We start from the raw sequence: 18,433 nt of genomic DNA, 5'->3' as shown, positions 1-18,433 counted from the left end.
TGGGATGACTTATCTGAACGCCGCCATGTTGTTGGCAAGAAATCCGCTCAAGCGTTCAACTGAATTCGGTAGCCGGCGCCGGGCACCCACCATCAGATGTGCACTTGCTTCAGCCAGTAGCGGGTCGGACAGTTCGCGTATGGCGACAGCCTCACGAGCCAATTCGGTGGAGACGGCAAAGCGAGGTAAAAATGATATGCCAAGTCCTGCAATCACGAAACGCCTCAAAACATCAATTGATGTCGTTTCTACGAGGGGCGAAATCGCGAAGCCCCGATCAGCTGCAACCCGCGTGACCAGTTGGGTAATACCGTGCCCTGGTCCAAGCAGCGCATTAGGCAAACCTGCGCAGTCGGCTAGTTCCAGCCGATCCCTTGCTAATAGTGGATGTTCTGGCGGTGCGACCACGCAGAGTGGCTGTTTCGAGATGGCAAGCGAACGAACCCGGGCGTCAGTCAACGGATTATAGGCAATGCCGATATCAGCGTCACCATTGGCAATCCCGTCTAGAACGCTCTCCGTGCCACCAAGCTGCAGATCATACTGTACATCGGGATAGATTTTGACAAAGGAACCAAGACCATATTGCAAGATGTCAGCGAGAAAGCCTTCGCCACAAAGAATGCGGACCCGTCTCTGCTGCACACCCTTCAGAAAGCCAAGCTGCTCCGTCAGCAAGCTATGCTCTTCCAGAACGCGTCTGCTATGTTCCAGAACCAGCTCGCCAGCTTCGGTCAATATCATGCCGCGTGCGTTTCGCTCGAACAGAGGCAAGCCAATACTGCGTTCTGTTTCGGCGATCTGACGGCTTACTACTGAAGGCGCGACATTCATATGTTCGGCAGCACCTCGGATCGATCCGATCCGAACCACCGCCATGAACGTCCGCAATTCTTTTGCATCGAGCGTTTCCATGGCACTATGTTGCTTAGTTAGCATCACGGATCAATTGACGACAGGAACGACACAAGACAGCATTCAGTTTGACGCCAGTTCGCTTGCGACCAGTTTGATCCAAAAATTTGCGCCTATAGGCAAAAGCGCGTCATTGAAATCGTAATACGGCGAATGCAGACCCGGATTAGGACCGTCACGACGGCTACCAAGCCAGAAATAGCAACCCGGTTTCTCCTGCAGCATAAATGCAAAATCCTCCGCTGCCATACTTGGGGCTGCATCAAGAACTTTGAGACCAAGATCGGGCGAAACAGCCAACTCACGGATTTTGCGGGCATTGTCAGCTGTATTGATCGTCGATGGATAACGTTCTTCATAATCAACACGTGCCGCGCAGCCAAAACCTTCGGCGATTGAAGTGGCAAGCGCGTGTATCCGGCGGGCAATCGTCTCCCCGACCTCTGGTTGGAACCAGCGGGTTGTTCCACGGATGATCATACTTTCTGGAATGACGTTCCAAGCGTCACCGCCATGCATCTGCGTTACCGAAACAACAACAGATTCCAGCGGCGAAACATTGCGACTTGCGATGGTCTGCAATCCCGTGACCAATTGCGCGGCGGCAACCACTGGGTCGGCGCCTTCATGTGGCATCGCTCCGTGCGCTCCCTTGCCGATCAGCTCGATCTCGAACGTTCCGAAGGCTGCCATCATCGCATCATCGCGAGCGACACAGGTGCCAACATCCAGTGCGGGCCAATTGTGCAGACCATAAACCGCATCAACCAGGAAATCCTTAAACAGCCCTTCGCGCACCATCTCGCGACCGCCGCCTTCATTTTCTTCAGCCGGTTGGAAAATGAAATGCACAGTTCCATCAAAATCAAGCTTGCTGACAGATTTTGCTGCAGCAAGAGCCATGGCTACATGCCCATCATGACCGCATGCATGCATTTTGCCTGGAGTCTCCGACACATAGCCGACACCGCTTTTTTCAACGATTGGCAGAGCATCCATATCCGCCCGGATACCGATGGCGCGTTTCGATGTTCCCCGCGTCAAGCTGCCAATCACGCCAGTTCCGGCATAACTGGACCGAACGCTGAAACCCCATAGCTGGAGCTTTTCCGCAATGAAGGCAGCGGTCCGATTTTCCTCGAATGCGAGTTCGGGATGCCGATGCAAATCATGGCGCCAAGTCATCGCTTCCGCTACGTCGGCTTCACTGAGAAAAACGGTCATATGAGAAGTCTCCCTACATTTTCATGGCAGACCCGGTCATCGGGCCTGCCATGAGACGGTTTAACCCGTGATACGCAATGTCAGATCGGCGACCACCACCGAACCAAGGTAGGTGCCGATCATCACGCAAATAGCGACGATGACAATCTTCCAACCAGAGCGACGTGCAATCTCGAATTCATTACGCGTCAACGCCAGTCCTCCATAGGCCAGCGCCGGTGTTGCCAACGCCAGAAAATTCAGTTCCCCTACTTTCGCCAGAACGAACTCCGCCCCCGGGACGCCAGGGATGGTGATAAGGATGGCGATGAGGGAAACCCAGGCGACGCTCGGTAGATAGAATGGCATATAGCGCGCGAGCATTAAGCCACCAATGGATACAGCGTAAAGGACAGCCATGCCAGGCAGGGCTTGTAAAGGCGTAACGCCGGTACCAACCCAGTTTGCGACTAGCCCAAGAAAGCACGCAATAACCAGAAGAAGAGCATTCTCGACGATATCAATTTTGCGTTCGTCGGTGGTCTCGACAGACAAGGTCAGGTTGTCGATCGTATTTTTCATCGATTTAGAAGTCATCTGCCTCTCCCCTTACGCAGCGTCACGATATTCTTCGGGACGGCATTTCTTGTAGAGCCATTCCGTCAGTGGCAGCGCCACAAAAAGACCGACGTAAAGTCCGGTCGCATAAGTGAGAATGTTACTGGCCGCGGCCAAGGCTAGAATGAGGTCTTTCTGTTCAGGTAAGACACTGACCAAGCCACCCGTACAGGCAGCAAGCATGCTGCCGGAACCAACACCGCACGACATCGCGAGCGCCCGGAAGTCAAACAGTCCAAGACCGTGCACGAGTGGCGGCATGAGCGCAAACACAAATGTGCCGATCAACGTACCGGTCGCATAGACCCCCATAACCCCAGCGCCCTCCGGACTATCCAGGCCATATTTATCGGCGATCAGCGCCAGATTGGGTTCGCGATCAATGGAATAAGTCGCTCCGACGGTTTCACGCCCCATGCGCAGCAGAAAAACAGCAACCGGAAAAGCGACAGCAATGGTTCCGAGGTTGCCGATCTCCTGCAAGACCAACGCGGGGCCAGCGGCGATGATATTCTCAATCTGAGGACCAACAGTCGTCCCGAATTTTGCAATGAACGGCATGATGGCGATGGTAATCATCGTACCCGAAAGCTTGACAGAATCCGACTTCAAGACTTTCCCTGTCGCCTTCAAAATATTCGGATTCAGGATGACGCCAAGTGCAAATGCGTAAAGCATCGGTAGAAAGATTACAGCACCGATACCGATGGATATTTTCTGAATGCCAATCAGTTCTGAAATACAGATGATTGCCAGTACAAATGCATGCAACCAAATGTGGCGCATCGCAAACACATTATTCCCCTTCACGCGGGCCTCCTTGTTTTTTCTTCATACGCGCTGCGCGCCAGTATGATGAGTTTAGGCTCCAGTACCAGCCTCAGGGGAAGGAACACAGCGTTGCTTTTGCAACAACACAGGAAATTAGTAGTATGTTCACCGAGCCGGACTTCCATCATCTATGGAGATGGATGCCGTATTCTCTGATCGCTAAAAGCCGGGAGGAGCATTTTGACCAAACAAGCCGTTGTTTTGAAAAGAGAGGAGTGGGCGAGGCGCGACGATGCCTGGTCCGGTCGTGTCGAAGGCAAGAGATTTGGCACCGATGCGTCGATCATATTCTTTTCGACCGATATTGTCGGACATGGCCCCAGATTGCACCGACATCCTTATGACGAAATTTTCATCGTACGCCAGGGAAATGCTCTCTTTATTGTTGGCGATGAACAAATTGAGGCGACAGAAGGGCAGGTCGTCTTCGGCCCCGCAAACATACCGCACAAGTTCATCAATCTGGGTCCAGGACGCCTGGAAACAACCGATGTTCATGTGACCCGATACTTCGAACAAGAAGACCTTGAGTGAATCCGGGCAATGGGAGCCGCAACGGCTTTCCTTCTCATGTTTTAGATCCCATGAGGAGTGAACAGCAGCCGCCACTCTGGCAGAGTGAGGTTGCATCAAAACACTCGCTCAGGAGGAGCAGTTTATGGAACCCGCATCCATTCATCCGACCGCTGTCCGCACTGATCTTGGCGCAATTTTTGTGTCATTGGAACTGAGCCGATCGACCTGGTTGATCACTTCGTTGTCGCCGGGCAGTGGCGAGAAGATGTCGAAGTATGTAGTGGCCGGTGGCAATGTGGCAGAGCTGCTGGATCGATTTGAGCAGCTACAGCACAAAGCGCGTTGAGAACAGGAACGTTGTTTCCTATCGTAACGATCCAAGAGGCAGGATTGGACGGCTTCTGGATACACCGGGTGCTGGAGGCTAATGGTATCGAGAGTCACGTCGTCGACGCAGCTTCGATCGCGACCTCCCGCCGACGTCGGCGGGCGAAGACCGATAAGATCGATGGAGAGGCTCTGACGCGCGCATTGCTCGCGTTCAAGCGCGGCGAGCCACGCGTATGTGCGATGGTCAGAGCGCCAGATCCGGAGGACGAAGATCGGCGTCGAATTTGCCGGGAACGCAAAATTTTGATTGCTGAACGCGTCAGGCATGTCAATCGCATGAAGGGACTACTCTTTGCTCAAGGCGTCAGCGGCTATCAACCGCTCCGTAAGGATCGCCGTCAGCGGCTGGAGGAGCTCCAGACCGGAGATGGGCGCGAGTTACCAAAACACCTGAAGGCTCAAATCAATCGCGAACTCGACCGTCTCGAGTTGCTGCTGGAACAGATTGCTGCAGTGGAGAGCGAGCGGAATTCGCTCCTGTCAACGTATGAGCAGCCAGCGGTTGAGGCAACTTCGCCCGCGGCGATGCTGCTGTCCTTGAAGGGGGTTGGCGCTGAGTTTGCCGCCGTCCTTTGGACCGAAGCCCTGTCCCGGCGTTTTGATAATCGGCGGCAGATTGCCGCCTATGCAGGTTTGACACCAACGCCATGGATGAGCGGGACCATCGACCACGAACAGGGTGTCTCAAAAGCAGGGAACCCCCGGCTGCGCACTACGATGATTCAACTGTCGTGGCTGTGGCTACGCAATCAGCCAGCATCAGCGCTTAGCCGTTGGTTTGTGGATCGGGTCCAGTCGAATGGTGGACGCTTAAAGAAAGCCACGATAGTTGCATTGGCGCGCAAGCTCCTTATCGCGCTGTGGAAGTTTGTCACTGCGGGTGTTGTCATCGAGGGGGCAGTTATGAAGACCATCTGACGACCAAAAAACTGGTGAACATAAAAATCTTCCAGGACCGATCACTCCTGGCGGATCCAGGTGAGCGAACCGCTTCAAAGTCGGGCTTCAAATGCCGCGCTTTAGATTGGTGCCGTTCTCCTGAGCCTTGCCGCTACGCAAGCGGGATGATGGTGCTGCCGGACAAAACGGCGACCGTATGTGAGTTTGAACCGGTGACGGAAACCGGCCGCGTCAAGCAAAATGGCTCAGACCATGGGTTCGACACTAAATCGAAGGGGACAAGCTATGAAACTATGATTGATCTTGACGGCGAAATCCTCATGTGAGCTTTGAACGACAGCAATTGGCATAGTAATGCGATGGTATCTGGGCGGTTGCGCTGGCGCGATAGCGCATGCGGCCTATAACGTGTTCGGTTGATAATTCACGCGACTTCAATCAGTTCGCGGCATTCGAGATTCTCACATTAGCCTTGGCGAACGAAAAGCCGCAATCTTACGATTGCGGCTTTTTCATTTCAGTCACGCTCTCATCGTCAGAGCTGGTTGGAAACCGCTTAAATTATCTATAAAAACTTCACTTGAACAATTCTCCGTTCTGATAATAATCTATATTTCATAGATTCTTTCTAGTTTTATAGATAAAAAGGAATGCAGATATTGAACGCGATCAAAGCGGCTTGGGATATCAATGAAAGAGCATCCAAACTGGATGAAGGCGCGTGGACGCTCGCCAGAGCCCGCCTACTCTATGACCTCCCGTTCAACGACCTTCTTTTCGAGGCACAGAGCCTTCACCGCGCCAATTTCGACCCGAACCGCGTCCAGCTCAGCAAACTGCTCAACATCAAGACGGGCGGCTGTCCCGAAGATTGCGGCTATTGCAGCCAATCGGCGCATCATGCTTCGGGCCTGAAAGCGTCAAAACTGATGAATATTGATACGGTTCTTGAAGAAGCGCAGAAGGCAAAGGATAGCGGCGCGACCCGCTACTGCATGGGCGCGGCCTGGCGCAGCCCGAAGCCGCGCGACGAACCGGCCATCGTAGAAATGGTCAAACAGGTGAAAGCGCTCGGTCTGGAAACCTGCATGACACTCGGCATGTTAAACCCGGATCAGGCGAAGACCTTTGCGGAGGCTGGTCTCGATTATTACAACCACAATATCGATACTTCGCAGCGGTTTTATCCGCAGGTCATCACGACGCGCAGTTTCAATGATCGGCTGGAAACGCTCGCCCATGTCCGTGAAGCCGGAATCAAGGTTTGCAGTGGCGGCATTCTCGGCCTTGGAGAAACCGAAGACGACCGCATCGACATGCTGGTAACGCTGGCAAATCTGCCCGTCCCACCGGAAAGCGTACCGATCAATATGTTAATTCCGATGCCCGGATCCCGGCTGGAGAAAGCCTCGCCCATTGATCCTATCGCCTTTGTCCGCATCATCGCGCTTGCCCGCCTGATGATGCCGCAATCGCATGTGCGCCTGACAGCCGGGCGCAATTCGATGAGCGATGAAATGCAGGCTCTCTGCTTTTTCGTGGGCGCAAATTCGATCTTTATCGGCGACACACTGCTGACCGCCTCCAATCCGGGCGAAGACCGTGACATAAGCCTCATGCGACGGCTTGGCCTGACTGCCGATGCGCTGGACGCCCATGCATGAACAGTGATCCGTTGGCCCGCTATGCCGCCAAACTGAAAAGCCTTGAGCGGCGGCGACATCTGCGCACGCTTTCGGATCATCGCGGCGCGGATTTCAGTTCAAACGATTATCTGGGCCTTGCCGCCTCGCCGTCGATCCGCAAAGCATTGATCAACGCGCTCAAAAACGGCCTTGCCACCGGGGCTGGCGGCTCCCGGCTGTTGCGTGGCAATCACTCGGAACACGCGCTTCTGGAGGCTGAAGCTGCGTCCCATTTTCATGCGCCGTCAATGCTGTATTTCAGCAATGGTTATGCGGCAAATCTTGCAGTTCTCTCAACCTTGCCGCAACGCGACGACCTGATCGTCTATGACGCACTAATCCATGCCAGCGCGCATGAAGGCATGCGGACCGGAAAGGCCGAAACCGTTTCCATCCCGCATAATGATGCGGAGGCATTCGACAAGGCGATCCGGATCTGGCGCAACAAGGGGGGAAGCGGCACACCATGGATTGTGGTGGAAAGCCTCTATTCGATGGATGGAGACTGCGCGCCGCTCTCCGACCTCGTTGAAATCGCCGACCGCCACGATGCCTTTCTCTTCATCGACGAAGCCCATGCCACAGGCGTTCACGGACCGGGCGGGCGCGGCTTTGCGGCGGGGCTGGAAAGCAGACCGAATGTGATTGCGCTTCACACCTGCGGCAAGGCCATCGGCAGTGCCGGTGGGCTGGTCGCAGCGGATCCAATCCTACGCAATTTCCTCGTCAATCGCGCGAGACCCTTCATTTATTCGACTGCGCCCTCACCCTTGCAGGTATCTGCAACACGGCTGGCGCTGAAAACCACGATCGCCGAACAACATCGTCGGCACGAATTGCACCGACTTATTGCTTTCGCCAATGCACGCTTCGCCGATCTCTTCGGCAGCCCCGGCAGCGGCACACAGATATTGCCGCTCATCATCGGCGATGCCGACCGCACCTTGCGCATCGCACACCGTTTGCAGGCCGAGGGCTTCGACATACGCGCCATCCGTCAGCCCACAGTGCCCTCTGGCACGGCGCGCCTGCGCATCACCATTACGCTTAATGTCGATGAATCCACAATAACGCGCATGTTCGAGCGCCTTGCCGCGATCATGGCAGAGAAAATGATATGAACCGCACTTTCATCGTTACCGGCACCGATACGAATATCGGCAAAACCGTCTTTTCTGCGGCCCTCGCTGATGCGCTCAATGCTTATTACTGGAAGCCGGTTCAGTCGGGGCTTGAAGAGGCAACCGACAGCGAAACGGTTGTCCAGCTTGCCAGACTTTCGCCTTTGAAAATAATCCCTGAAACTTGGCGCCTGAAAACGCCAGCTTCGCCGCATCTTTCGGCACAGATCGACGGGGTGGAGATCGATACGGATGCGCTCGAAGTACCGTCGGTCGACGCTCCTCTGGTGATTGAAGGGGCAGGTGGATTGCACGTGCCGTTAACGCGCCGCACGACGTTTGTCGACGTTTTTGCGCGCTGGCGGAAGCCAGTCATCCTCTGTGCAGGGACCGGCCTTGGAACCATCAACCACACATTGCTTTCGCTTGAGGCTTTGGACCGGCGCAATATTCCCGTACTCGGCATCGCCTTTATCGGCGAACCGCAACCCGACACCGAAGAAATCATCCCGCAACTCAGCGACGTGCCCAGACTGGGGCGACTGCCGCACCTTGCAAGGCTTGATCCAGATACACTCCGCCACGCCTTTCGCGAGCATTTCGACATAAAAGTTTTTAACGAGGCTTCCGAATGAGCGAGCATTCGTCTCCTGTCTGGCATCCTTTCACCCAGCACGCCACCGAACCGGCTTTCCGCAGGATCGTCAAAACTGATGGTGCCTATCTACAGGATGAAACCAGTCGTTCGGTGCTGGATGCCATATCGTCGTGGTGGGTGATTACACATGGGCACCGTCACCCAAAGATCATGGCGGCGATCCGGGACGCATTGGACCAGTTCGATCAGATCATCTTTGCCGAATTCACTCACGAACCGGCAGAAAAGCTGGCGCAAGAACTGGTCAAACTCACCCCGCAAGGCCTCGCCCATGTGTTCTATTCCGACAGCGGTTCCACAGCAGTCGAAGTCGCTATCAAGATGGCGCTCGGCTTCTATCACAATAGAAACAAACCGCGTTCACGCATCGCAGTGTTGGAGCATAGCTATCACGGCGATACGATTGGCACCATGTCCACCGGTGCGCGCGGTGTGTTCAACTCCGCCTATGCCCCCCTGCTGTTTCAGGTCGACACCATTCCGTTTCCATCGGTGGGGCAGGAGCAGGAAGCACTCGATGCGCTGGAGCACTTCTGCCGGACTGGCAAGGTTGCCGCCCTGCTCTTGGAGCCGCTTGTTCTGGGTGCAGGCGGAATGAAGATCTATCCTCCTCACCTGCTCACCGAGTTCCGGCGGATCACGAAACAATACGGAACACTGCTGATCGCCGATGAAGTGATGACGGGATGGGGACGCACGGGCACCATGTTCGCGTGCGAACAGGCATCCACCTCGCCAGATATTCTTTGCCTTTCCAAAGGCATTACCGGCGGCGCTCTTCCGCTGGCCGCAACGCTCAGCACGGCTGAAATCTTCGATGCGCATTTTTCGAAAGACCGCAGCCGCACATTCTTTCATTCCAGTTCCTACACGGCCAATCCGATTGCCTGCGCGGCAGCACTTGCAAATATAGAAGTCTGGCAAACGGAACCCGTCGCGGATCGCATCAGGACATTGGGGCAATTGCACTCGGAAAGGCTATCGCGTTTTCAGGATGATCCTCGTTTCACCAATTTTCGCCAGCAAGGAACCATTGCCGCCCTTGATCTCGCGGTCAAAAAAACCGGCTACCTTTCCGATGCTGGGCCGCTATTGAAATCCTTCTTCCGCAAACAGGGCGTGCTTCTGCGTCCGCTCGGCAACGTGATCTATCTGATGCCCCCCTATTGCGTAACGCCACTTGATCTGGACCTTGCCTATGACGCGATTCATGCGGCGGCCGATATGATTGAGACGGCAGCGCGATGAGTATCTCGAGCCGTATGGCGGGTTTCGGCCATTACGTGCCTGACCGCCAAGTTGCTAATGATGAACTGGAGCAGCGTCTCGGACTGGATACTGGCTGGATCGAAAGGCGCACCGGCATTCGCGAGCGGCGTTGGGCGGCACCGGATGAAACTCTGACGGACATGGCTATGAAGGCGGGAGAAATGGCTCTCCAGGATGCCGGTGTCCCGCACAATTCGGTGGCGCTTGTCATTCTCGCGACATCAACGCCCGATCATCTCCTGCCACCTTCCGCGCCGCTTCTCGCTCACAGGCTGGGGCTGGAAAACTGCGGCGGGATCGATCTTGCAGGCGCTTGCTCCGGGTTTCTTTATGCGCTTGTTCTGGCAGACGGCTTCGTCAAGAACTTCCGCAAGCCAGTTCTGGTCGTGGCAGCCAATATATTGAGCCGCCGGATCAGTATGGAGGAGCGTAACACAGCAATTCTCTTTGCCGATGCCGCCGGTTCAGTCCTGCTTGCACCATCGAACGATCCACATGCTGGACTGCGTGGGTCGGCGCTCATGTCCGATGGAGGAAATTACGGGCTGATTTCCATTCCCGCTGGCGAGACAAGAATGACCATGCGAGACGGCAAGGCCGTCTTTACGCAGGCCGTTCGTATGATGTTGCGTTGCGTAACCGACGCGCTTGAACAGGCAAAGCTTACTGCCTCCGATGTGAACAGGTTCTTTCCCCATCAGGCCAATGCGCGGATCATCGACACGGTTTGCGACCAGTTGCACCTGCCTGCCTCGATTGCCGCCAGATCGATCGGCGTGTTCGGCAACTCGTCGGCGGCGACGATCCCGCTCTCGCTATCACTGGCATCGAAATCGCAGCCTTTTCAGTCAGGCGAACGGCTACTTCTTTCAGCCGCCGGTGCCGGCATGCTTGCCGGCGCTGCAGTCTGGGAAATTGGCGATGGTTGAAATCCAGCCATGGCTCGAACTGAAATCGGCATTTCCGTCCTGCCTTAGATGGCTACCAGCGCAGTATCCTCGTCAAACATCTCGGAGAGGCTTCGCAGCAAGTCATCCTTGAAACGCTTTCGTATCTCAAGAAGATTGTTCAGTCCCTTGGCAATGCGCCTGGCATAGCAAAGATCATTAAGAAGCGACCTGAGTTGACAAGCAGCCCCGCAAGACGGACAGCCTGCTGTCGAAGCCCTGGACGTGAAGAAGCGTCCATTTCTGCGTGTACAGTCTTCAATGTTCGCTGTCGTCCGAGCTGTCAGACCCGACCACAGAGCATGCAACCGGAACTGCCTGCGTGCCGGGAACAATCTAGCTCAGTTGAACCACGCGGATTTTGCGAGCGGTTGCCTGCAAAAGTGTGAAAGCCTCGAAACGCTGGTCGTGCCATCTGGCCAACCCGGCATCCGGCCTGTTAACTGCTCCTAGTTCCGACATGGCGTCCATGGCCGATGCAAGATCAGGGTAAGCCCCCGACGCGACCGCACCCAGCATGGCAGAGCCGAGCAGAACAGGTTCGGGCGAAGTGGAGGCGGCGATGACAAGACCGGTCGTGTCGGCAAGCACCTGTCGCACCAGATGCGAACGTGCAGCCCCACCCGAGACGACGATAGTATCGGTCGCGATACCCTTTGCTTTCTGGGCCTCCACGATCTGCCGCGCACCATAGCCGAGGCCGCACAGCCCGGCCAAATAAAGTGCCGTAAGGCTGTCGATCCCGGCATCGAGATCGAGCCCGGCAATGATTGCGCGCGCATCAGGGTCCGCGAACGGTGCACGATTACCGAGGAACTCCGGCACGACGTGAATGTCGCCAATGATGGCAGCTGCCTCTTCTGAGCCTCCCCTCGCGTCGACTTCTGCAGCAAGAATGTCGACCAGCCCCTTGCCTCGGGCGGTTGCCTGCTCTTCCGCTTCCTTCGCGAAAGGATGCATGTGGATCAGATGATCGATAGCTGCACCCGCTGCCGATTGTCCTCCCTCGTTAAGCCACAGGCCCGGAACCATTGCCGAATAATACGGACCCCATACACCATCCACGAAAACCGGCTGTTCGGTGGTCGTCATGGTGCAGGCCGACGTGCCAAACACATAGGCCATGCGCGACAATATCCGGCCCTCCGGACCGCGTGCCCCGACCGTGCCGATCCCACCCGCATGAGCGTCGATCAGGCCAGCGGCAATAGCTGTGCCCGGCATAAGACCGAGTTCTGCTGCGGCCTGTTCGCTCAAGCCGCCAAGACTCTCGCCACCGGGTCGAACGTCCGTACCGATGCGGACAAAATTTTCGTCCGCCAGTTCGCCAAGGCCCACTTCACGAAAAAAGGTCTCATCCCAGCGCTTTTCATGACTGAGATAGGTCCATTTGCAGGTGACTGTGCAGGCCGAACGGGCAAGACTGCCGCAAGATTTCCATGTGAGAAAATCGGTAAGATCGAAAAACTGCCATGCAGCAGCGAAGGTTTCCGGCTTGTTTTCCTTGAGCCACAACAGCTTCGGCGTTTCCATCTCGGGGGAAATGGCGCTGCCAACGTAGTCGAGAACCCTGGCTTTGGTCGCATTAATGCGTTCTGCCTGGCCAACAGCGCGATGATCCATCCACACAATAATATCGCGCGCTGGATCGTTGGACGAACCGACTGCAAGCGACTTGCCACCTTCGCCCAGCACAACCAGCGAACATGTCGCGTCATAGCCGATACCGGCAATGTCCGTCGGATCAACATTGGCAGTCTTGACGGTTTCGCGCACGCTTTCGCAAACAGCCTGCCAGATATTGGCGCTCGACTGCTCGACAATGCTGCCCGCCTCACGCCAGATGGTGATATCGCGCTTGGCCGAAGCAAGCATGGTACCGCTGGCGTCGAAAAGACCGGCGCGAGCACTGCCGGTGCCGACATCGACGCCCAGATAATAGCTGGTCATGGTCGCTCCCATTTACAGATCGAGGCTTTGTGGAAGAATGACCAGATCGCGAATGGTAATGTTGCGCGGGCGGGTCAGCATGAACATCACCGATTCCGCAACTTCCTTCGGTTCCATCAGACTGCCATTAGCCAGCGCTTCATCCAGCTTTGCCTTCGGCCAGTCGCTAATAAGTGCGGTAACCACCGGACCCGGCAGAACGCCACCAACGCGGATACCGTGCGGGGCAACCTGACGGCGAACCGTATGAACGAAAGCCTGAACGGCATGTTTGGATGCGGTATAGATAGGCTCCCAGATGACCGGTACGACACCTGCGACAGAGCTTGTCATGATGATATCGCCGGTCTTTCGTTCCATCATATGTGGCAGAACCGCATGAATGGTGCGGAAAGCCGCGTTGATGTTGAGGTTCAGCATGCGGTCCCATGCATCCGGGTCGCCTTCCCAAAGAGGTCCGCCAATATAGGCACCCGCATTGGCGTGAAATACGTCGAGTTTGCCCGCTTGGTCGAGTATTTGCGGCATCATGGTGGCGACTGATGCCGGATTGAGCAGATCAATGACCAGCGGCCTGGCTTTATCGCCAAGCTCGGCGCATTTTTCATTAAGCGCTTTCTCGTCACGGTCGACGAGAAACACCGTCATTCCTGCTTCTAACATGTGCTTTGCACATTCGAAGCCGATGCCAGAGGCAGCACCGGTAACGGCGCCGACTTTTCCATTGAGATCCTGAGCCATTTTTCAGTCCTTAAAGTTTTAGGCGCGACCGTGCGACTGGCGCGAACGGCGGGCAAGGGAGTCGACAATCACGGCGATGGCGAGCACGGCGCCAGTAATCATGTAGCGAAGCGACGATGACAGATCGAGCAGCGTCAAACCGCTGGCAATCGACTGGATTACGATAATGCCAAGTAGAGCCGACCAAGCACTGCCACGTCCGCCAAAGAGGCTAGTACCGCCGATGACCGCTGCTGCAATCGCGTTCAGGTTGACGTCGCCAGTGCCTGCCTGCTGGCTGGAAGAAGCAAGGCGAGCTGCGGCCAGAATGCCGCCTACGGCAGCCAGAACCGAACAGGTCATGAAAGCCGACATATAGATAAATTTCACATTGATGCCGGCACGGCGTGCGGCTTCGCGGTTGCCGCCGACAGCCTGCATCGCGCGCCCCCACTGGGTACGTGTGAGTGCGTAATTCATCGCGATGACCAGCGCCACGAACAGACCGAACATCCACGGCACACCACGCGACTGATTGAGATAAAACACAGCACCGCCGACAATGACTGTGATGACGATGGCCTTGAGCGCTATCCCGACCGACGACGGCGCTGACAGACCGGCTTCACGGCGGCGCTGCGCGGAGCGGAACCCGGTGAAAAAGATCGCAAGTCCGGCAATCAGTACCAACGCATAGGACAGCGGACGCGGCATAACCAGAAGCTGGCCGAAACTCACGAGCCAGGAACCATAAGGCAGGTTGATCGAGCCGGTATTGCCCAGCAGATAAAGCTGAAGGCCAAGCGCCGCCAACAGACCGGCCAGTGTGGAAACAAAGCTTGGCATACTGAAGCGATTATAGAGGAACGCGTAAAGCAGGCCGATCAACGCACCGGTGCACAACGCCGCCAGCATTGCAAAGCCGACAGGCCAGCCATGATTGACCCAAAGCACGCCGACAATGGCAGACGCAAGTCCGCTGACCGAACCGACCGAAAGGTCGATTTCACCCAGCATCAAAATGCAGACGATACCCAGCGAAATCACGCCGATAGTCGAACAGTCGAACAGCAGGTTTACGAGATTGTTGCTCGACAGAAAAACCGGGTTCAACGTCTGGAAAACGGTCCAGATGATGACGAGACCGATGATGACCGGCAGCGATCCAAGATCGCCCGACCGGACACGGTCGAAGAAATTGCGCAGTGCGCCCGAAACGCCTTCATCGTGGCGCACGCGGGTGTCCTGGCGATCGAGAGGGGTATTTCCGGTTGCCTGGTTCATTATGCTTCTCCCCGATCGTGGATCTGACCGGTTTCATGCTGCGCCTGACGCCGTTCGGCACGGCGGGAAACGGAATTGCTGCTTGCGCCGGTGATGGCTGCAACCAGTTCCTCATTTGAGGAATCCGGGTAGAAAACACCATTGTTTCGGCCAAGCCGCAGCACGACGATGCGATCCGCAACAGCACGAACGTCTTCCATATTGTGGCTGATCATCAAGACACCGAGCCCACGGTCACGGACGCGCTCGATAAGATCGAGAACCTCAGCAGTCTGCGCAACGCCAAGTGCTGCCGTCGGTTCGTCGAGCATAATGAGCTTGGGATCAAGCAACAGCGAGCGTGAGATCGCAACCGTCTGGCGCTGGCCACCAGAAAGGGAGGCGACCGGCTCGCGTACGCTCGGGATACGGGCGGAAAGCTCGTTCAGAAGCTTCCACGCCTTGATCTCCATGGACACTTCATCAAGCCGATAGGGGCTCATTTCGCGGCCAAGGAAAATATTGGCGACCACATCGAGGTTCTCGCACAGCGCCAGATCCTGAAAGACCGTCGCAATGCCGAGATCGAGCGCAACGCCCGGCGACGAAAGCACAACCTTCTCACCATTAAATTCGATACTGCCGGATGTCGGTTGATGGACACCTGCCAGTGTCTTGATCAGGGTGGACTTTCCTGCTCCGTTATCACCGACAAGAGCGACAACTTCGCCCGGAAAGACTTCCAGATCGATATCTGTCAGCGCTGAAACGGCACCGAAATTCTTGGATATGCCGCTTAGACGCAGCACTGGCTGCCGCGACGACGCAGCGGCTTCGTGATCTTGGGACATGATCTCACTTTCCCTGGCATATTGCAGGATACGCCATTGCACATCAAACTGCCCGACCGGATAACCGGCCGGGCGCGTCGTTGGTCAGTTGGTGATGCCAAGCTTCTTGCAGCCGTCAGCATAACGGTCGACGCAAAGCGTTTCTGCGGAAACGATGTTCTTGTCGATAATTTCAGCCTTGAGGTTTTCAGCGGTCACCACCACTGGAACGAAAAGCTTTGACGGAGTGTTATAAAGCGTGGCTTCGGCCTTCGGAGTTTCGCCGTTCAGAAGCTGACCCGCGACGCGCGCGGCTTCTGCGGCAACAATTTCAGATGGCTTGTTGATCGTGTTGTACTGATCGCCCGAAATGATCAGCTGAAGTGCTGCAATCGTCGCATCGTTGCCGGTAACCGGCGGTAGCGGATCAATGCCTGCCGCCTTCATGGCTGCGATCGCACCGCCTGCAGTGCCGTCATTGGCAGCGACAACGCCGACGATCTGGTCATTGAAGCGGGTGATCTGGCCACTAGCCCACTGCTGAGCCTTGCTCGGTGCCCATTCAGGCGTGTCATATTCGGCCAGCGTCTTGTAACCGCTGTCCTTCAAGCCGGCGTGAATACCATTCTTGATGAGACCGGCAGCGGCATCGGTTGGCGAACCGTTGATCTGCAGAACGCCGCCCTTGTCACTCGCGACGCCCTTGTCCTTCAGGTGCTTTACCAGCGATTCCGCAATCGACTTGCCGATGGCTTCATTGTCGAACGACACGTAGAAATCAGACGTCGCATCCGGGATCGGACGGTCATAGGCAATGACCTTGATATCCTGTGACTGGGCGAGTTTGACCAGCGAGGCTGCCGCTGCCGTATCGACCGCGTCGAGCACTATCACCTTTGCACCTTGCGATATGACCGAATTGAACTGCTGCTGCTGCTTGCTCGCATCACCATCGGCATTGAGATAAAGCACCTTGCAGCTTTCGCAGATTTTCTTCATCTCGGCAGCGAAGCCCGGATAGTCGCGCTCCTCATAGCGCGTCGATGCCTGGTCTGGCATTAAAAAGCCGACCACTGCATCCTTCACTTCCGCCTGAGCATTGCCAGCGAAAGACGATAGCACCACCGCAGCAAAGGCTGCCTTACCAAACATATTTTTCATGTCTCACTCCCATTGGGTTTTCAATTTTGTATTTTACACAATCTTGCAGACAAACTTTATATCGCTACTCCACCCCATATGTCCTCCCTATAGCGACCTCCAGTTCCCTGGAGTTCCGGCATTCCGGCGCCGCGTTGCGGCGCACCAATCAAATCGAGCAATGCTGACGGGGCTTGTGACGCATGAAGGGAAGCCGTTCCTGGCTTCGGCATGTGTGCACCGCTCCTCTCGGCATACAATCATGTTGCACCATCGATAGTGCAACGTAACCATCGCTCAACATCCTGCATCTGGTCAAGAGGAAAATGACAGAGGAATAGATTGGATTACGCCTTCCCCTACTTGCAGCAAACGCTATCGCACCGCTAAGATCGGGACCCGACCCAGACGCAAAGCAGGCCTGATGAGCACCCCCCGGAAAGTAACCATTTACGATATATCGGAGCGCGCTGGCGTATCCGCGTCGACCGTTGCTTCGGTTATGAATGGCTCATGGGAAAATCGAAGAATTACCAAAGCAACCGCCGACAGAGTTCGAGTAATAGCGGGCGAACTCGGTTATACCACCAACCTTCAGGCACGCGGGTTGCGCATATCCAATTCCGGCATGATCGGCATGATCTTGCCTATGCTGGACAACCGATACTTCAGCTCCATGGCCGCATCGTTTGAGACGGTGGCGCGCTCACGGAATCTTATCCCCGTTGTAGCCAGCACATTACGCGACCCGCAGCAGGAACGCAGCACCGTGGAAACATTGATTGCCCACAATGTCGACGCCTTGTTGATCGCGGGCGCAACCGATCCGGACAGTGTCGCCGAACTCTGCGAAAAGGCTCATCTGAAACATATAAACGTGGATCTTCCCGGAAAGCATGGCGCATCCGTAATCAGTGACAACTATGACGGTGCCCGCGTGCTGACGCATCAGATTGCCAGCCGCAGGTCTCATCGAACGGAAAACAGCTTCTACTTCATCGGTGGCGTGGATAGTGACCACAACACGCGCGCACGTGTGCGCGGGTATAAGGATGAACTGGCTGCGCTGAACTTCCCTGTTCACTCCGACGCCATCATCACGAATGGTTATGGTCCCGATGACGCCGCGAGAACCATCCGCGATGTTTATAACAAATTGAATGGGTTGCCAGAGGCACTGTTCGTCAACTCGACGAGCCCCTTTGAGGGCGTCGTCAGTTTTCTCAAGACGCTGCCGGTTGACGAGGTCCGGGAGTGCTCCATCGGATGTTTCGACTGGGACCCCTTCATCGAAGTTCTCCACTTCCCGGTTGTGATGGTCCGGCAAAATGTTCAAGCAATGATCGAACGCGCCTTTGAACTTCTGGACGAGCCCGTTCAAACGATCAACCTGCCCGAAATGATACCGACAGAGCTCATTATTCCGCGTGGTCTTTGAACCTCATTCCGAGGATAAGAGAAACATGCCATCCACGCG

The 18,433-nt window shown here is 55.7% G+C and carries 17 protein-coding genes and 1 pseudogene; 9 read left to right on the top strand and 9 right to left on the bottom strand.

All coding sequences use genetic code 11. The features are described from left to right. Positions 1–9: 9 nt before the first annotated feature. The 4 genes from HWX93_RS06895 to HWX93_RS06880 form a co-directional block, all read right to left on the bottom strand. Entirely contained in the window at positions 10–915 is a 906-nt protein-coding gene (locus HWX93_RS06895; protein ID WP_176036960.1) for a LysR family transcriptional regulator, read from the bottom strand. A 63-nt stretch (positions 916–978) separates the two neighbouring features. Continuing rightward, entirely contained in the window at positions 979–2,139 is a 1,161-nt protein-coding gene (locus HWX93_RS06890; protein ID WP_176036959.1) for a M20 aminoacylase family protein, read from the bottom strand. Between the two features lie 60 nt (positions 2,140–2,199). Beyond that, positions 2,200–2,715: a hypothetical protein gene (locus HWX93_RS06885; protein WP_176036958.1), complete on the bottom strand. Its 516-nt coding sequence runs from the start codon at positions 2,713–2,715 to the stop codon at positions 2,200–2,202. 12 nt (positions 2,716–2,727) lie between these two features. Next, positions 2,728–3,522 (bottom strand): DUF3100 domain-containing protein, encoded by a 795-nt coding sequence (locus HWX93_RS06880; protein WP_109986668.1) that lies wholly within the window; start codon positions 3,520–3,522, stop codon positions 2,728–2,730. 225 nt (positions 3,523–3,747) lie between these two features. Between HWX93_RS06880 and HWX93_RS06875 the strand changes: the two genes are divergently transcribed. The 8 genes and pseudogenes from HWX93_RS06875 (at position 3,748) to HWX93_RS06840 (ending at position 11,035) form a co-directional block, all read left to right on the top strand. After that, a complete protein-coding gene (locus tag HWX93_RS06875) occupies positions 3,748–4,101 on the top strand; it encodes a cupin domain-containing protein (protein WP_109986667.1) in 354 nt (117 codons plus the stop codon). A gap of 124 nt (positions 4,102–4,225) precedes the next feature. Beyond that, a pseudogene (locus HWX93_RS06870) lies at positions 4,226–5,391 on the top strand (IS110 family transposase). Between the two features lie 146 nt (positions 5,392–5,537). Further along, the gene (locus tag HWX93_RS06865) at positions 5,538–5,699 is read left to right on the top strand and encodes a hypothetical protein (RefSeq protein WP_176036957.1); all 162 of its coding nucleotides are present in this window, start codon (positions 5,538–5,540) and stop codon (positions 5,697–5,699) included. Positions 5,700–6,059: 360 nt separating this feature from the next. Further along, positions 6,060–7,037, top strand: a complete 978-nt coding sequence (bioB, locus tag HWX93_RS06860; RefSeq protein ID WP_419190777.1) for a biotin synthase BioB — start codon at positions 6,060–6,062, stop codon at positions 7,035–7,037. Then, positions 7,034–8,179: an 8-amino-7-oxononanoate synthase gene (locus HWX93_RS06855; RefSeq protein ID WP_176036956.1), complete on the top strand. Its 1,146-nt coding sequence runs from the start codon at positions 7,034–7,036 to the stop codon at positions 8,177–8,179. Before bioB ends, HWX93_RS06855 begins: the two co-directional genes overlap by 4 nt. Next, positions 8,176–8,814 (top strand): dethiobiotin synthase, encoded by a 639-nt coding sequence (gene bioD, locus HWX93_RS06850; RefSeq protein ID WP_176036955.1) that lies wholly within the window; start codon positions 8,176–8,178, stop codon positions 8,812–8,814. Before HWX93_RS06855 ends, bioD begins: the two co-directional genes overlap by 4 nt. After that, a complete protein-coding gene (locus tag HWX93_RS06845; RefSeq protein WP_176036954.1) occupies positions 8,811–10,085 on the top strand; it encodes an adenosylmethionine--8-amino-7-oxononanoate transaminase in 1,275 nt (424 codons plus the stop codon). Before bioD ends, HWX93_RS06845 begins: the two co-directional genes overlap by 4 nt. Further along, positions 10,082–11,035 (top strand): beta-ketoacyl-ACP synthase III, encoded by a 954-nt coding sequence (locus HWX93_RS06840; RefSeq protein ID WP_176036953.1) that lies wholly within the window; start codon positions 10,082–10,084, stop codon positions 11,033–11,035. Before HWX93_RS06845 ends, HWX93_RS06840 begins: the two co-directional genes overlap by 4 nt. A 354-nt stretch (positions 11,036–11,389) precedes the next feature. Here the strand turns inward: HWX93_RS06840 and HWX93_RS06835 are convergent, their stop codons facing one another. From HWX93_RS06835 to HWX93_RS06815, 5 genes are all read right to left on the bottom strand, one after another. Beyond that, positions 11,390–13,003: an FGGY-family carbohydrate kinase gene (locus HWX93_RS06835; protein WP_176036952.1), complete on the bottom strand. Its 1,614-nt coding sequence runs from the start codon at positions 13,001–13,003 to the stop codon at positions 11,390–11,392. Positions 13,004–13,015: 12 nt separating this feature from the next. Continuing rightward, complete coding sequence (locus HWX93_RS06830; protein WP_006468282.1) at positions 13,016–13,744, bottom strand: SDR family oxidoreductase; 729 nt, start codon at positions 13,742–13,744, stop codon at positions 13,016–13,018. An 18-nt stretch (positions 13,745–13,762) separates the two neighbouring features. Beyond that, a complete protein-coding gene (locus tag HWX93_RS06825; protein ID WP_109989862.1) occupies positions 13,763–15,007 on the bottom strand; it encodes a sugar ABC transporter permease in 1,245 nt (414 codons plus the stop codon). After that, positions 15,007–15,837, bottom strand: coding sequence for an ATP-binding cassette domain-containing protein (locus HWX93_RS06820; protein ID WP_109989861.1), 831 nt, complete (start codon positions 15,835–15,837; stop codon positions 15,007–15,009). Before HWX93_RS06820 ends, HWX93_RS06825 begins: the two co-directional genes overlap by 1 nt. Before the next feature lie 84 nt (positions 15,838–15,921). Further along, positions 15,922–16,968, bottom strand: coding sequence for a sugar ABC transporter substrate-binding protein (locus tag HWX93_RS06815; protein ID WP_235969083.1), 1,047 nt, complete (start codon positions 16,966–16,968; stop codon positions 15,922–15,924). Positions 16,969–17,458: 490 nt separating this feature from the next. Here HWX93_RS06815 and HWX93_RS06810 point away from each other — a divergent pair, with 490 nt between their 5' ends. After that, positions 17,459–18,394 (top strand): LacI family DNA-binding transcriptional regulator, encoded by a 936-nt coding sequence (locus HWX93_RS06810; RefSeq protein ID WP_235969075.1) that lies wholly within the window; start codon positions 17,459–17,461, stop codon positions 18,392–18,394. Positions 18,395–18,433 lie beyond the last annotated feature (39 nt).

The organism is Brucella tritici (assembly GCF_902825325.1).
Lineage (GTDB): Bacteria > Pseudomonadota > Alphaproteobacteria > Rhizobiales > Rhizobiaceae > Brucella.
Note: the sequence above shows the minus strand (reverse complement) of the source record. Positions and strands in the feature narration are given on the sequence as shown.

Bases quoted from the DNA above. Each gene is read 5' to 3' on its own strand.
- HWX93_RS06885 (WP_176036958.1), bottom strand. From the start codon at position 2,715: ATGACTTCTAAATCGATGAAAAATACGATCGACAACCTGACCTTGTCT.
- HWX93_RS06890 (WP_176036959.1), bottom strand. From the start codon at position 2,139: ATGACCGTTTTTCTCAGTGAAGCCGACGTAGCGGAAGCGATGACTTGG.
- HWX93_RS06830 (WP_006468282.1), bottom strand. From the start codon at position 13,744: ATGGCTCAGGATCTCAATGGAAAAGTCGGCGCCGTTACCGGTGCTGCC.
- HWX93_RS06895 (WP_176036960.1), bottom strand. From the start codon at position 915: ATGGAAACGCTCGATGCAAAAGAATTGCGGACGTTCATGGCGGTGGTT.
- HWX93_RS06845 (WP_176036954.1), top strand. From the start codon at position 8,811: ATGAGCGAGCATTCGTCTCCTGTCTGGCATCCTTTCACCCAGCACGCC.
- HWX93_RS06820 (WP_109989861.1), bottom strand. From the start codon at position 15,837: ATGTCCCAAGATCACGAAGCCGCTGCGTCGTCGCGGCAGCCAGTGCTG.
- HWX93_RS06825 (WP_109989862.1), bottom strand. From the start codon at position 15,007: ATGAACCAGGCAACCGGAAATACCCCTCTCGATCGCCAGGACACCCGC.
- HWX93_RS06880 (WP_109986668.1), bottom strand. From the start codon at position 3,522: ATGCGCCACATTTGGTTGCATGCATTTGTACTGGCAATCATCTGTATT.
- HWX93_RS06810 (WP_235969075.1), top strand. From the start codon at position 17,459: ATGAATGGCTCATGGGAAAATCGAAGAATTACCAAAGCAACCGCCGAC.
- HWX93_RS06840 (WP_176036953.1), top strand. From the start codon at position 10,082: ATGAGTATCTCGAGCCGTATGGCGGGTTTCGGCCATTACGTGCCTGAC.
- HWX93_RS06865 (WP_176036957.1), top strand. From the start codon at position 5,538: ATGATGGTGCTGCCGGACAAAACGGCGACCGTATGTGAGTTTGAACCG.
- bioD (WP_176036955.1), top strand. From the start codon at position 8,176: ATGAACCGCACTTTCATCGTTACCGGCACCGATACGAATATCGGCAAA.
- HWX93_RS06815 (WP_235969083.1), bottom strand. From the start codon at position 16,968: ATGTTTGGTAAGGCAGCCTTTGCTGCGGTGGTGCTATCGTCTTTCGCT.
- HWX93_RS06855 (WP_176036956.1), top strand. From the start codon at position 7,034: ATGAACAGTGATCCGTTGGCCCGCTATGCCGCCAAACTGAAAAGCCTT.
- HWX93_RS06835 (WP_176036952.1), bottom strand. From the start codon at position 13,003: ATGACCAGCTATTATCTGGGCGTCGATGTCGGCACCGGCAGTGCTCGC.